Source organism: Bradyrhizobium sp. BTAi1 (assembly GCF_000015165.1).
Lineage (GTDB): Bacteria > Pseudomonadota > Alphaproteobacteria > Rhizobiales > Xanthobacteraceae > Bradyrhizobium > Bradyrhizobium denitrificans.
In genome coordinates this window covers 4,918,307-4,932,185 of the sequence record NC_009485.1, presented here as the reverse complement: position 1 = coordinate 4,932,185, position 13,879 = coordinate 4,918,307, and the positions used below count along the sequence as shown (strand labels likewise).

The following is a 13,879-nucleotide window of genomic DNA, read 5'->3' as shown; positions in this document are numbered from 1 at the left end:
GGGAGCAGGATGGTCGCGAAACAGGGCCGTGCATCGCGGCCGGAGCTGATCGAGTGCCATGATTGCGGACAAGCTGTGTCCTTCACGGCTGCGGCCTGTCCGCATTGCGGGTCGACCGAGCCTGCCGGTCCCGTGGTGCAGAGCCGGCGTGAGTTGCGGCGGTTGCGGATCGAGGCGTCCAACGACCGGCGCCTCGTGATCGTCACTCTGCTGTGTGCCGGGCTGGGCGGATTTTATGGAGCCGTGATGGGGCCGGGCGGTGTGGCCTCGGCCGGAACGGCGTTGTTCTACGGCTTCATCGGTGCCGTGATCGGCATGCCCGCGGCCTTCATCATCAACGTGACGCGGGGGCTGTTCGACTGATCGCGCGCGGTCCGGCTGCGCGTCCGTCGCAGCCCGCTGCGGTCGGGACTGGGGCGATCGGTCCTGCCGGATTGCGGCGCTCGACGTGACCGGGCGTCCGATCCCCACACTCTATATGAAGACAGCGAAGTCCAGGGAATGCGAACGCGGATGATTTAAAGGCTGGCGGAGACATAAAGGCTGGCGGAGACGGAGGGATTCGAACCCTCGATAGGGCTTTACAACCCTATAACGGTTTAGCAAACCGCCGCCTTCAGCCACTCGGCCACGTCTCCAACGCGGTCGGTATGCCCGACGACGCGCCGAGCCGCAAGCGGCAGATTGCACGCCGATCGGAAATCCTCACAGCTGCGCATAGCTAATCGGGCAGGAGGTGAGGCTCGACACGGCCGGAACGCGGCGGCCGGCGCCTCACCGCCGGAGAGTTGCTGCCAAGCCTGATTCCAACTCACCGATGAGAACCGAGCAGCCGAGTCGCCATGCTTCGAACGGTGTTGCCGACGTAGCCTTCGGACACTCCGGGTGAACTGGAACCTATTTGCCACACCTCCGGCGTCCATCCCGATTCTCGCTGGGGCTATGTCGAGATTCAGCATCCAAGCTGCCCGAGTTGCGCCCGGTTCGTTGGGAGGGAAGTGTGGCGCCTCTAATTACCGGAGATTGCGCTGTCATAAAATAATAATATAAACAAATGCTTAGCCGATCCCGCAGAACCACGGCTCCGTGCCTTTTGTGCAACACACCTCCAAAAAGGCGCCCGCTGACCGCCGCAATGATGGTTCCTTTGTTGCGTGTGCAAAGTCCTTCGGTAATTCTGCTCCCACGACGAAGGGGGGCATCCCTGCGTCGTCCCGTTGAGGTCGTTCGCTCAAGTCCCTCGCGTTCATGCGGGTGTGTCCGATAGCGCGAAGCGGCTGAGCGACGGGTCGAAGAGGGGATTACGGGGCCAACCTCAAGGGTGACTCACACCCAGCGGAGCGGAACCTTCCCTGACTGAGCAACTTGGAGGTTTAACATTATGAACACGATCAAGAGCCTCGTCCTGGGCTCGGCGGCAGCTCTCGTCGCCATGTCTGGGGCCCAGGCAGCTGACCTTCCGATCAAGGCCAAGGCGGTCGAATATGTGAAGGTCTGCTCCCTCTACGGCGCTGGCTTCTACTACATCCCCGGCACCGACACCTGCATCAAGCTCGGCGGCTATCTCCGTGCTGAGACGTCGTTCGCCAGCAACGGCCAGTACAACAACGCCGTCAACGGCGTTTCCGGTGCGAACAACCGTCTGAGCAACTACTTCTACAGCCGCGCTCGTCAGGACCTGAACATCGACACGCGCACCGCGACCGAATACGGCGTGGTCCGCACCTACTTCGATGCGACGTTCACCTGGACCTCGGGCACCTACGGCGGCACCGGTTCGGCTGCTGGCGGCACCGCCTACAGCAGCGCCATCGGCCTGAACGCCGCTGGTACCGCGACCGCTGGTGCGACCAGCGTCAACCCGACCGACGGCGGCATCGCCGGTGGCTCGCTCGGCGTGTACTATGCCTTCATCCAGTTCGCTGGCTTCACCATGGGTAAGGCCGTGTCGCAGTTCGACGCGCCCTGGACCAACTACCCGGGCAACAACTTCGACGGTCTGTGGGGCGGCGGCGGCACTGTCACCGGTGTCAACCAGTTCACCTACACCGCCGATTTCGGCTCGGGCATCACGGCGGCGATCTCGGCGCAGGATGCGACCCAGTACTACCAGACCAACCTCTGGAACGTGTCGGGCATCACCGCGGCCGGCATCATCGGCGGCGCCTACGGCAGCAACAGCTACGGCGGCAACGTTGCTCCGGACATCGTCGGTATGGTCCGTGTCGACCAGGCTTGGGGTCTGTTCCAGGCGTCGTTCGCGGCGCATGACAACCACACCGGCTACTACGGCGCTTCGGAGACCTCGGGTCATCCGGGCGACAAGTGGGGCTGGGCTGCTCAGCTGGCCTTGTCGATCAAGAACATCCCGACTGGCCCCGGCGACACGATCAGCATCCAGGGCGTCTACACCAACGGTGCGAGCCGCTACAACGCGCAGAGCCTGGTTCCGACCACCTATGCGATGTACGGCGGCAGCAGCACGCCTGGCGTGTACGGCACGCTGGCCTTCGCTGGCCTGAGCGACTCCGTCTACGTGAACGGTGGCGAGCAGCAGCTGACCACGACCTACGGCTTCCGTGGCGCTTACACCCACAACTGGAGCCCGACCTGGAACTCGGCGATCTACGGTTCGTGGGCTGCCGTGAGCTACAACAACACTGCCAAGGGCCTGATCTGCGGCAGCGCGGCGATGACGACGATCGCGGGCGCAGGCTTCACCTGCAACCCCGACTTCAACATCTCCTCGCTGGGTGTGATCACCCGTTGGACCCCGGTCAAGAACCTGACCTTCTCGGCTGACGTTGCCTGGACGAACCTCGACCAGAAGTACACCGGCAACATCGCCTATCCGGGTTCGGCTGGCATCGCGAAGCCGGCTGCGACCTACCAGCTCAAGGACCAGAACTCGGTCTCCTTGCTGCTCCGCGCTCAGCGCAACTTCTGATCTGATCGAGAGATCGGTTCAAGGATCCCCGGCAGGCAACTGCCGGGGATTTTTGTTTGTGTGGTGCTTGTCTCCGAAGGTGGGCACACGCCTCGGCCCGCCGCGTGTTAGGATCGGATCGTGGCGTCGGGCAGGGCGATGACCGCAGGGCGGCAGTGCTGCGCGTTTCGTCTCGTCGCTCCGCCGCGTGAGGATGGAGACGTGAGAGCCTGATTTCTGTGCGCAGTGCGGCGAGACGGGGCCTGCTTGCGCCGCATCATGCCGATCTGGAATCCAATCTCTATCGCTGAAAAGCGCGGGTCGAGCCGCGATCACGCGCCGAGGGCAATGAGCACAGCGATAAAAGACGTTTATCAACAGGGCCTTATAAGAATTTTTCCGGTTTCGATAATTGGGTATTGAAATTAGATGAGTTGATAAGATAATTTTCCAGCGTCGCTACATCAGCTGTGTACCGGCCGAATGCTACCGTCCAATGTTGAATCTCCGAAGCCCTCGACGATGCCCCGTCGGGGGTTTCTTCATTTGGGCGGAACCCGCGCGGGCTCCGGTCCTTCCGCTTCGCGTTGAAGCTCTCTCCATATGGGGGCGTGCTCGAGCCGCATTGGCATCAGCGACCCTGTGCTATGGTGACGCGACCGGTTGCTAACCTCCAGAAACATACGGAAAAAAGAGTCACGACGTGGCTTGACCGTGAATTCGCGGATCATCACAGTCTGACAAACAGATGACGGATGAAAAAGCCGTCACGGGCGAGGAAGCGGTGCGCGATGGGTTCGGAAGGCGTTCTGAAGGCGTTTGGGCCGTGGTCTGAGAGGGAAGAGGTGTCCGACGCGTTGACGCGTCTGTTGGACGCGTCGGAAAGGGAAAGCGAACTCGCCGAATGTCTGGCGATCGTGCAGCGCATCTACAATGATGACGCCGACTCCTGGTACCAAGAATGGATGCGAGCGGCCGAGGTCATGCGAGGCGGTGCGTGCAGTCTCGCGGATGCAGGGCTGCTCGAAGCGGCCCGGAGAAAGTGGCTTCGCGCCGTCAACTACTATGAGGTTGCCGCGTCGTCGATTGGCAACTGCCCCGTGCGGTCGCAAAGCGTAGACGCAGGCATTCGCACTTGCGCGTTGGACTATCTCAGTCTCGGCGTTCGGCAGGGCGAGGTGGTCACGATCGCCTGGCGGCCGGATTATCCGCTGGAGGCCTATTTTCTCCCGGCATCCGATCGGCCAGAGCCTGCGCCGATGGTGGTCTGCATCTGTGAGCCCGGCCGCCGTAAAGAGAAGTCTCTGCTCATGCTTGCCGGACACGCCGCAGAGCGCGGCCTGTCGCTTTTGGTCGTCGATCTGCTCGGGCCTGGGCCGACCAGCCGGTTCGAGGACATCGTCGGGCATCGCGATCTCGAGACCGCGATCGGCAGCGTGATGGATTATGTGTGCGGACGGGACGACGTGGATGACGGCAGGATCGCCATCCTGGCCGACGATTGGAGTTCGTCCTTCGTGGCCCGCGGGATCGCGCTTGATCCGCGCTACGCAGCCGCGGTGTGTGATGCCGGACTTTGGGACATTCACGAGCGTGTCTGTTTGTCTCGCCGGCTGACTCCGGACGAGCGCGCCTGCCTCCCAAGCGCCAGCGATTGTCGCGTGGCGCGACAGATCATGTGTCCGCTTTTGGTCGCTCTGCCTGACCGCGGCTGGTTGCGCGCCGACATCGCGACCCGCTTGGTCGCACAGATGAAGCGCGAGCATCTTGATGTCACGCTGAAGATCTTTCCGAGCGATCGGGGCGGCGTGTGCGACGCGCAGTCGAATGCCGCGATATTCGACTGGATTGCGGCGCGTCTCGCGGGCGCTCCCAAGCTGCCGAGCTGAAGCGGTCGGCTTCTCGAAGGGATCAACGCGCTTCGAGTCCGGGCGCAGCGGTTGCTGTGAGTTGAGCTGTCGATACCGTCACGCTCGTCCTGACGGCCGCGGCTGCCGCGATTCGATCAGACCCCGAGCGAGACTCGGGCGCTCGCCTTTTCGAAGCGCTCCTTGAGCGCGGCGAGCTTGTCCGTGAACGTCGAAAGCTCGGAGGCGTCGAACTCCTCGAAGATGAAGCCGAAGATCTGCGCCTGGTGGGTTTCGAGCTCGGAAAAATGCTCCGAGGTCTTGGCGGTCAGGGACATCCTGACCACGCGTGCATCCTCCGGGGCGGGCTTGCGGTGCACGAACCCCTTTTTCTCGAGCAGCTTCGACTGAGTCGTGACGAAGGAGGGGTCGACGTGGAGCCGCTTGGCTGCCGCATTGACCGCGACGCCTTCGCCCTGATCGAGTTCCGAGATGGCCATCAGGATCATCCATTGTGGACCGCTGATGCCGATTCGCTTCGCCCAGAAGTACCTCAGTTCCTCGAGATGCACGTTGATCGTTGCGATCTCCCGGGCGAAACGCAGAACAGCGTCGCGATTCTTCGGCAGACGATCTGACATCTGCTGTTCCTCAGCCGCCTCCACAGATGCGGCAGATATATTCTTCAAGGGCGCCATTGCTCGAGAGGTCCAGTTCCTCGGTCGACCCTAATGAAAAAAAATCTGCAGCAAAATCACTAATCTAGGAGGTAATGCGCAGGTGCCCTTGCGTCGCACAATGAGCTGCCTTGGTGTTGCCCTGGGGACACATTTCGGCTTCATTCAATTACCTGACTGCATAAACTATTTTGCTTACCGAATGAGCGGAGGCATAGTTCCTGGCGACGGTGGGGGGATTACTCGATCGTCCCGTTACAGGTGGTTTCGCTTAAGTCCCTCGCGTGATGCGGGTGTGTCCGATGGCGCGAAGCGACTGAAGCGGTTTTTCGGGAGCGGAGGAAGCGGATCGTCCTGGGGGATCCTGGTCCGGTTCTTTCTCAAAAGCGCAACTTGGAGGTTTAAATGAAGACGGTTAAGAGCCTTGTCCTCGGCTCAGCGGCGGCCCTGCTCGCCATGTCCGGGGCTCAGGCGGCCGACCTTCCGATCAAGGCCAAAGCGGTCGAGTATGTGAAGGTTTGCTCCCTGTATGGTGCGGGTTTCTACTACATCCCCGGCACCGACACCTGCATCAAGCTCGGCGGCTACCTGCGCGTGGAAGCCGGTCTGGGCACCAACAGCCTCTACAACTGGGCCAGTGGCGCTCCCGCCGGCGCGCATAACCGCCTCAGCAACTACTACACCGCTCGCGCTCGTGAAGATCTGAACATCGACACCCGCACGGCGACCGAATACGGCGTTGTCCGCACCTTCTTCGATGCGACCTTCTCGTGGACCACGGGCGGCTACACCGGTACCGGCTCGGCGGCCGGTGCAACGGCCTACAGCACCGCGATCGGCCTCAATGCCGCGGGTACTGCGACCGCTGGTGCGGCGAGCGTCAACCCGACGGACGGCGGCGTCGCCGGCGGTTCGCTCGGTGTCTACTACGCCTTCATCCAGTTCGCTGGATTCACCATGGGTAAGGCCGTGTCGCAGTTCGATGCGCCCTGGCAGAACTACCCGGGCAACAACTACGACGGTCTGTGGGGCGGCGGCGGCACTGTCACCGGTGTCAACCAATTCTCCTACACGGCTGACTTCGGCCAGGGCATCACCGTGTCGGTGTCGGCGGAAGATGCGACCCAGTACTATCAGGCTGGCAACCTCAACCTGTCGGGCGCCAGCGGTGCAGGCATGATCGGCGGTGCTTACGGCGCCAACGCCATCGGCGGTACGCGCTCGCCGAACCTCGTCGGCCAGCTGCGTATCGATCAAGCCTGGGGTCTGTTCCAGTTGTCGGTTGCGGCGCATGACAACCACGTCGGCTACTACGGTGCCAGCGAGACCAGCGGCGCGCCTGCCGACAAGTGGGGCTGGGCGGTCCAGGGTGCTCTGTCGATCAAGAACATCCCGACGGGTCCCGGCGACACGATCAACATCCAGGGCGTCTACACCGATGGTGCGACGCGCTACAACGCGCAGAGCTTGGCTCCGGTCAGCTACTCGATCTACGGCGGCAGCAATGTTGCCGGCGCCTATGGCAGCATCGCCTTCGCCAACGCGCCGGACACGGTGTTCGTGACCAACGGTGCGCAGGAGAGCGTCAAGACCTGGGGCTTCCGTGGTGCTTACACGCACAACTGGAACGCTGCCTGGAACACGGCGATCTACGGATCGTACGCTCAGGTGAAGTACGGCACGGTCGGCACGGCGGCGATTTGCGCCAATGCGACGGCTCTGCTGGGTCTGGTCGGAACCTGCAACCCGAACTTCGATATCTCGACGATCGGCTTGATCACCCGCTGGACCCCGGTCAAGAATCTCACCTTCTCGGCCGACTTCGCCTATAGCCAGCTCGACCAGAAGTATTCGGGCACGATTGCGGCCCCCGCGAGCGCTGGCAATGCCAAGCCCGCCGGCATCTACGAGCTGAAGGATCAGAACAGCATGACCCTGCTGATCCGCGCTCAGCGCAACTGGTAACAGTGCTCTGATCACAGGCTACGACCCCCGGCAGGCAACTGCCGGGGGTTTTCTTTTGCGCCGACGCCGGGCTGGGCGAACGGAGCAGGGCCCGGGCTGATTCGCCGTGCAAGGGACGAATTTCCTGGCCTGGTCTCGAGGCTGGCCGATCAGCATCGCTCTGCAGGATCATTGTAGTTTCGCCTTGTCCCGATTGTGGTGTCGCCGCAGTTCAGCCGCTGACCGGCGCAACCAGCATGCCCACCATGCGCGCGGACCGTCCGGTTGACCGGTCATCGAACCGCGACATGGTGAAACCTGGCGGCGCAGATTGGGCGGCCGCACGGCGAGGTCCTGACGGCATCGAAGCCTCAGACCTTCAGAACAGGCCGCACGGCGGCGCGCCTCCTGAGCAACAGGCCTGACCCCAGTATTGCCCCGCCTGCGGCCGACATTTCCGCTTCATTGCTGCCGTGCTCTCGACATGGATCCGGCGCCGCCGGCCAGCCTCACTCTCTATAAGGCGAAGATGCGCTGCAGCCGTGCGTGCCGCATCGGCGTCACATGCATGGTCCGGCCCGCCACGAGAATGGTCCGATAAAACACCAAAAGCGCCTCGCGATCGTTCCCACTGTAACGCTATGCGCAAGCACTGTACGGCGGCTGGAGATGAGCTGACCCCGTGGGGGCGGACGTTCGCTTCTGAGCCAGGCCGTCTCGCGTGAGTCATGTGGAGGTTACTATGAAGACTGTGAAGAGCCTTGTTCTGGGCTCAGGGGCGGCTTTGCTCGCCATGAGTGGGGCTCATGCAGCCGACCTTCCGATCAAGGCCAAACCGGTCGAGTATGTGAGGGTTTGTTCGATGTACGGTGCGGGATTCTTCTACATCCCGGGCACCGACACCTGCATCAAGCTGGGGGGATTTCTGCGTGCTGAGGCGGCCTTCGGGACCAACGCTCTGTTTCAGAATGCCACCAACGGCGTAGCTGGCGCGCGCAATCGCCTCAGCAACTACTACACGACTCGCTCGCGCGCGGACTTCAACATCGACACGCGCACCGCGACCGAATATGGCGTCGTCCGCACCTACTTCGATGCCGTCTTCCAGTGGACGTCGGGCAGCTATACCGGCACCGGCTCGGCCACGGGTGCCACTGTCTATAGCAGCAACATCGCCCTCAACGCGGCCGGAAATGCGATTGCCGGCGCAACGACGGTCAATCCGTCCGATGGCGGCATCGCCGGCGGTGGACTTGGCGTGTTCTACGCCTTCATCCAGTTTGCCGGCTTCACGATGGGTAAGGCGGTGTCGCAATTCGATGCGCCCTGGAGCAACTATCCCGGTAACAATTTCGATGGTCTCACCGGCGGCGGCGGCAGCATCACCGGCGTCAATCAGTTCACCTACACCGCCGATTTCGGCTCTGGCATCACGGCCGCGATCTCGGCCCAGGATGCGACGCAATATGGGCAGTCGCAGATCTGGAACACGACCGGGCAAACCGCAGCCGGCGTCATCACCGGCGCCTATGGCACGTCGAACTTCGGCGGCAATGTCGCGCCCGACATCGTCGGCATGGTGCGCGTCGACCAGGCCTGGGGCCTGTTCCAGGCCTCTTTCGCCGCTCACGACAATCACGCCGGCTTCAACGGCGCGACCGAGGTCACCGGCCATCCCGCCGACAAATGGGGCTATGCCGGCCAGCTCGCGCTGTCGATCAAGAACATCCCGACCGGACCCGGCGACACCCTCAACGTGCAGGGCGTCTACACCAACGGCGCCAGCCGCTACAATTTCCAGAGTCTTGCGCCGATCAACTACGCCATGTACGGCGCCAGCAACATGGCGGGTGCCTATCAGAGCCTCGGCTTTGCCGGTGTGTCTGATTCCGTCTTCGCGACGGGCACCCAGCAGCAGCTGACGACGACCTATGGCTTCCGCGGCGCGTTCACCCACAATTGGGATCCGTTCTGGAACACCGCCGTCTACGGTTCCTGGAGCGCGGTCAGGTACAATAACACGGCCAAGGGATTGATCTGCAACGGCGCCGGCATGGTTGCGCTCGGCATCACCGGTGCGAACTGCAATCCGGACTTCAACATCTCGACGCTCGGCGTGATCACCCGCTGGACCCCGGTCAAGAACCTGACTTTCTCGGCCGACGTGGCGTGGACCCGGCTGGATCAGAAGTTCAACGGCGTGGCGAACGCGCCGGCCGCGGCGGTCGTCGCCAAGCCGGCGACGACCTATCAGCTCAAGGACCAGGATTCGGTCTCGCTGCTGCTCCGCGCCCAGCGCAACTGGTAACGAACTGCGAGTGGTGAATAGGGAGTAGCGAATGGTGTTGACAGGCCGAGCTAGGCCTGACTCGCTACTCGCTACTCGCTACTCGCTACTCGCTACTCGCTACTCGCTACTCGCTACTCGCTACTCGCTACGCTACTCGCTACTCGACCACGGCACCGCGACGCAGATCGGCCTCGATCTGCAGCCGCGAGCCGCCGCCGAAACGGGCGCGATAGACCTGCAGATTCTCCATGACGCGCTGCACGTAGTTGCGGGTCTCCGCGAATGGGATCAGCTCGACCCAGTCGACTGCGTCGACCTTCGGATCGCGCGGGTCGCCGTAGCGCTCGACCCATTTCTTCACGCTGCCGCGGCCGGCATTGTAGGCCGCAAACGTCATGATGTACGAACCGCGATAGTCCTCGAGCAGCCCGCCCAGCTCGGCGGCGCCGAGCGCGGCGTTGTAGACCGGATCGGTCTTCATCCGGTTCAGATCGAAGCTGACGCCAGCGCGCTTGCAGACATAGCGGCCTGCATCCGGCGTCACCTGCATCAGGCCATAGGCCTGCGCGGGCGAGACCACGGCCTGGTTGAAGGCGCTTTCCTGGCGCGCGATCGAGAAGATCACGCTCTGCTCGACCTCCGGTCCGATCGAGCGGAACGGCGGGATGCCGGTCACGGGATACGCGTAGTGATCGAACGGCAGTCCGCGATTCAGCGCCGCCTTGCCGACCAGCAGCATCGCCCGCGCGTCGCTGTTCCGTCCCGCGATCTCGGCGAGGCCGACCAGCACGTCCGGATCGCCATTGTCCCCCATGTCGGCGAACATCGGGATCGCGACCTCGCCCTCGTCGAGCTCGTAGAGCAGCTGCGCCGCACGCACCACCTCCAGCCGCTCGACGCCGCGTCCGCGGCCGCTCGGTGCGGCGTTGAGCCCGAGCTGCGGCAGCCCCAGCTTGGCCCGGGCGAGCTGCCCATAATAACTGGTCGATTGCTCGGCGGCCGCCGTGTAGGCCGCGCGCGCCTCCTGCATGCGCCCCATCGCTTCCGCCGCACGGCCCTGCCAATATCCGGCGCGGGCCAGGGTGGTCGGATTGACGCTGCCGACGCCGATCCGGGCAAAATGCTGGGCCGCGGTCGCGGGATCGTTGAGGAAGCGCAGCGCGATCCAACCGGCGGTGAATTCCTGCTCGGTCTTGTAGATGTCGCGGTTGGGCAGTGCGGCATCACGGGCGATCAGATAGGCGCTGCGGTACTCGCCGGTGTCGATCATCTTGCGCGACAGCAGCCGTCGCTCGATCCACCATTCGTCGAGATTGTGCAGGCGTCCCGGATCCTTCGGCGCGTTCAGCATCAGTTGTGCTGCCTCGGCAAACTTCTCGTCGCGTCGCAGCAGCTGGATCCGGCTGAAAATGTAGCCGGCGTCGCCGTGCAGCTCGTGCGGCACCGCATCGAGCAGAGCGCGGCTGTTGGGCGCCTTGCGGTAGGTCGCGATCCGCGCTTTGGCCAGGGCGACATGGCCGGCGCCGAGGCGCCGGGCCGCACGCAACGCGGCCTCGTGCTCGCTGCCATACAGTAGAGTGTCCATCCGCGCCTTGTGGTCGCCGCCGGAGATCAGCGGGCCAAACTGGTCGAGGATGTTGTTCTCCGTCTCCTCCGACATGGCATCGTTGCGCCAGGCTTCGCGCACCAGGCGCTCGGCATTGGCGCGATCCCCCCGGTTGAGCATGACGCGGGCCAGCGCGAACCGGCCCTTGGCCGATAGCGGCGACTCGTTCTCGAACCAGGACCACACCACGGCGTCGTCGCGCTTGTCGTCCCACAGCGCAGCCTCCAGGCGGCGGCGCAGGAAGCTCTGGGACGGCCAGCTCGGATTCGCCGTGATGAAGGCGCGATAGCGCTCGACGGTGGCATTGTTGTTGTCGCTGCGCAGGATCACCCATTCGGCCAGCTTGCGCGCCACGGGATCCGAGATCGCCTGCGCGACCTGGGTGGCATCGTCGGGCTTGCGCTTGCGAACCAGTTCGATGACGTTTTCGAGCGCGTCCTTGTCCGATTGCGAGGTCGAAGAGGTTGCCGCCACGGCGGCCGGGACGACGGGCTTGCGGGCGGCGGGCAGGGCAGCGTGCTGGCGCGGCGCCGGCAGGCCGGCGGTTCCAGGCATGATGTCCCGCGGCGCGGCGGCCCGCGGCGCCTCGCTCGCACCCTTGGGGCCGCTCTTGCTGTCGGGTTTTGCCTCGGCCCGGGCGTCGGCCTTGCCCTTGGACTCCGCGCCCTCTTTGGCGGCGGTACCGGGAACCACGCTGCGGGCGATCGGGCGCGCCTTGGGCAGCGGAACCTTGTCCTTGGCGAGAGCGATGTCTCCGGCGAGCCCCCATGCGAGCGTCAGGCCGGCGGCCAAGGACACCGAGAGGGACTTCGACAGGGCGGTCGAGCGCAATGCGGCGGCGCGGGCAGAGAGGGGCACGGCGTTCCTTTGCGGCGGATAACTTCGATCCCTGACGAACGTGGTCTATCGAAAAGGTGAACAAATCCTAAATGTACCGGGAGGCCCGGCAACCTGCGCCAACACCGCGGCAAAATCACGACCGGAGGGCGGCATGCGGCGACCCCGACCCAGGTGTCGAGGTTCTTGACCCCCCGACAACCGGCACGTCTCGTATCTGGCTTGCAGGGACCGAAGCTCTGGCCTCAAGGTCGGTCCATGGGTGATTCGAACGATTGGTGTGCCTGTTGAGAAGGCAGCTCCGGGGCCGGCGGGCCTTCCGCCCCGTGTCCGGACCCGTTATGTAGGGCGTTTCGTACAGGGGCCAACACGCGTTGGGAGGGAGTTTCATGGCAGCCAAGACGAATTTCCGGGGCTCTTTCACCGCCTTGGTCACTCCTTTCAAAAACGGGGCCGTCGACGAGGCCGCGTTCCGCAGCCTGGTGAACTGGCAGATCGACGAGGGCACCAACGGCCTGGTGCCGGTCGGCACCACGGGCGAGAGCCCGACACTCAGCCATGACGAGCACAAGCAGGTGGTCGAGTGGTGCATCGCCGAGGCCAAGGGCCGCGTGCCGGTGATCGCGGGGGCCGGATCGAACTCGACCAGGGAAGCCGTCGAACTCGCGGAGCACGCCGAGAAGGCCGGCGCCGACGCGGTGCTGGTGGTGACGCCCTATTACAACAAGCCGACGCAGGAAGGCCTGTATCAGCACTTCAAGGCGATCAACGACGCAATCGGCATTCCGATCATCATCTACAACATTCCGCCGCGCTCGGTGATCGACATGTCGGTCGACACCATGAAGCGGCTGTTCGAGCTGAAGAACATCGCCGGCGTGAAGGACGCCACGGCCAGCATGGTGCGGGTGTCGCAGCAGCGCGCGACGCTGGGCGAGGATTTCAACCAGCTGTCGGGCGAGGACGCCACCATCATCGGCTACATGGCCCATGGCGGCCATGGCTGCATCTCGGTGACCTCGAACGTCGCGCCGCGGCTGTGCGCGGAATTCCATGCCGCCTGGCAGAAGGGCGATGTCGCCACCGCGCTGAAGATCCACGACAAGCTGATGCCGCTGCACACCAACCTGTTCATCGAGTCCAATCCGGGTCCGGTGAAATACGCGCTGTCGCTGCTCGGCAAGCTGGAGGAGCGGCTGCGTTTGCCGATGGTGCCGGTCTCCGAGCCGACGCGGATCGCCGTACGCGAGGCCATGGTCCATGCCGGGCTGATCAACTGAGACGGGGCGGCCCGGCCGGGAATTTTCTCGCAACGCTTCAAGGGGGATGAGAGCATGCTGAAGGAATTCCGTGAATTCGCGATGAAGGGCAACGTCGTCGACCTCGCGGTCGGCGTCATCATTGGCGCGGCCTTCGGTGCCATCGTCACCTCGCTGGTTAGCGACGTCATCATGCCGATCATCGGCGCGATCACCGGCGGCCTCGATTTCTCGAACTACTTCATCCCGCTGTCCAAGTCGGTCACGGCCGGCAATCTCGCCGATGCCAAGAAGCAGGGCGCTGTGCTGGCCTATGGACAGTTCCTGACACTGACCTTGAACTTCTTCATCATCGCCTTTGTGCTGTTCCTGATCATTCGTGGGATGAACAGGCTGAAGCGGTTGCAGGAGACCCAGCCTGCGGCGGCGCCGAAGCCCTCGCGCGAGGTGGAGCTTTTGACCGAAATCAGGGATCTCCTGAAGAAAGCCTGAC

9 protein-coding genes and 1 tRNA gene are annotated in these 13,879 nt (G+C 63.6%); 7 read left to right on the top strand and 3 right to left on the bottom strand.

Annotated features, from left to right (window positions below):
- Positions 1-9: 9 nt before the first annotated feature.
- Complete coding sequence (locus BBTA_RS41400) at positions 10-363, top strand: hypothetical protein (RefSeq protein ID WP_012044715.1); 354 nt, start codon at positions 10-12, stop codon at positions 361-363.
- A gap of 181 nt (positions 364-544) precedes the next feature.
- Here the strand turns inward: BBTA_RS41400 and BBTA_RS22030 are convergent.
- Positions 545-638 (bottom strand) — tRNA-Ser (locus BBTA_RS22030).
- 743 nt (positions 639-1,381) lie between these two features.
- On the opposite strand from BBTA_RS22030, the gene BBTA_RS22025 reads away from it, so the two are divergent.
- Entirely contained in the window at positions 1,382-2,947 is a 1,566-nt protein-coding gene (locus BBTA_RS22025) for a porin (RefSeq protein WP_012044714.1), read from the top strand.
- 824 nt (positions 2,948-3,771) lie between these two features.
- A complete protein-coding gene (locus tag BBTA_RS22020; protein WP_244424076.1) occupies positions 3,772-4,815 on the top strand; it encodes a S9 family peptidase in 1,044 nt (347 codons plus the stop codon).
- Positions 4,816-4,931: 116 nt separating this feature from the next.
- Here the strand turns inward: BBTA_RS22020 and BBTA_RS22015 are convergent, their stop codons facing one another.
- Complete coding sequence (locus BBTA_RS22015) at positions 4,932-5,414, bottom strand: MarR family winged helix-turn-helix transcriptional regulator (protein WP_012044712.1); 483 nt, start codon at positions 5,412-5,414, stop codon at positions 4,932-4,934.
- 441 nt (positions 5,415-5,855) lie between these two features.
- On the opposite strand from BBTA_RS22015, the gene BBTA_RS22010 reads away from it, so the two are divergent.
- Both BBTA_RS22010 and BBTA_RS22005 read left to right on the top strand, forming a co-directional pair.
- A complete protein-coding gene (locus BBTA_RS22010; RefSeq protein ID WP_012044711.1) occupies positions 5,856-7,415 on the top strand; it encodes a porin in 1,560 nt (519 codons plus the stop codon).
- 721 nt (positions 7,416-8,136) lie between these two features.
- Positions 8,137-9,702: a porin gene (locus tag BBTA_RS22005; RefSeq protein ID WP_012044710.1), complete on the top strand. Its 1,566-nt coding sequence runs from the start codon at positions 8,137-8,139 to the stop codon at positions 9,700-9,702.
- Positions 9,703-9,841: 139 nt separating this feature from the next.
- On the opposite strand, the gene BBTA_RS22000 is transcribed toward BBTA_RS22005, so the two are convergent.
- The gene (locus BBTA_RS22000; RefSeq protein WP_012044709.1) at positions 9,842-12,148 is read right to left on the bottom strand and encodes a lytic transglycosylase domain-containing protein; all 2,307 of its coding nucleotides are present in this window, start codon (positions 12,146-12,148) and stop codon (positions 9,842-9,844) included.
- Positions 12,149-12,516: 368 nt separating this feature from the next.
- On the opposite strand from BBTA_RS22000, the gene dapA reads away from it, so the two are divergent.
- Both dapA and mscL read left to right on the top strand, forming a co-directional pair.
- Entirely contained in the window at positions 12,517-13,407 is an 891-nt protein-coding gene (gene dapA / locus BBTA_RS21995; RefSeq protein WP_012044708.1) for a 4-hydroxy-tetrahydrodipicolinate synthase, read from the top strand.
- A gap of 54 nt (positions 13,408-13,461) precedes the next feature.
- A complete protein-coding gene (gene mscL / locus BBTA_RS21990) occupies positions 13,462-13,878 on the top strand; it encodes a large conductance mechanosensitive channel protein MscL (protein WP_012044707.1) in 417 nt (138 codons plus the stop codon).
- The last annotated feature ends 1 nt before the right edge of the window (position 13,879 follow it).

Excerpts from the sequence above, each read along its gene's own strand:
- BBTA_RS41400 (WP_012044715.1), top strand. The coding sequence starts at position 10 with ATGGTCGCGAAACAGGGCCGTGCATCGCGGCCGGAGCTGATCGAGTGC.
- BBTA_RS22025 (WP_012044714.1), top strand. The coding sequence starts at position 1,382 with ATGAACACGATCAAGAGCCTCGTCCTGGGCTCGGCGGCAGCTCTCGTC.
- BBTA_RS22015 (WP_012044712.1), bottom strand. The coding sequence starts at position 5,414 with ATGTCAGATCGTCTGCCGAAGAATCGCGACGCTGTTCTGCGTTTCGCC.
- BBTA_RS22010 (WP_012044711.1), top strand. The coding sequence starts at position 5,856 with ATGAAGACGGTTAAGAGCCTTGTCCTCGGCTCAGCGGCGGCCCTGCTC.
- BBTA_RS22005 (WP_012044710.1), top strand. The coding sequence starts at position 8,137 with ATGAAGACTGTGAAGAGCCTTGTTCTGGGCTCAGGGGCGGCTTTGCTC.
- dapA (WP_012044708.1), top strand. The coding sequence starts at position 12,517 with ATGGCAGCCAAGACGAATTTCCGGGGCTCTTTCACCGCCTTGGTCACT.
- mscL (WP_012044707.1), top strand. The coding sequence starts at position 13,462 with ATGCTGAAGGAATTCCGTGAATTCGCGATGAAGGGCAACGTCGTCGAC.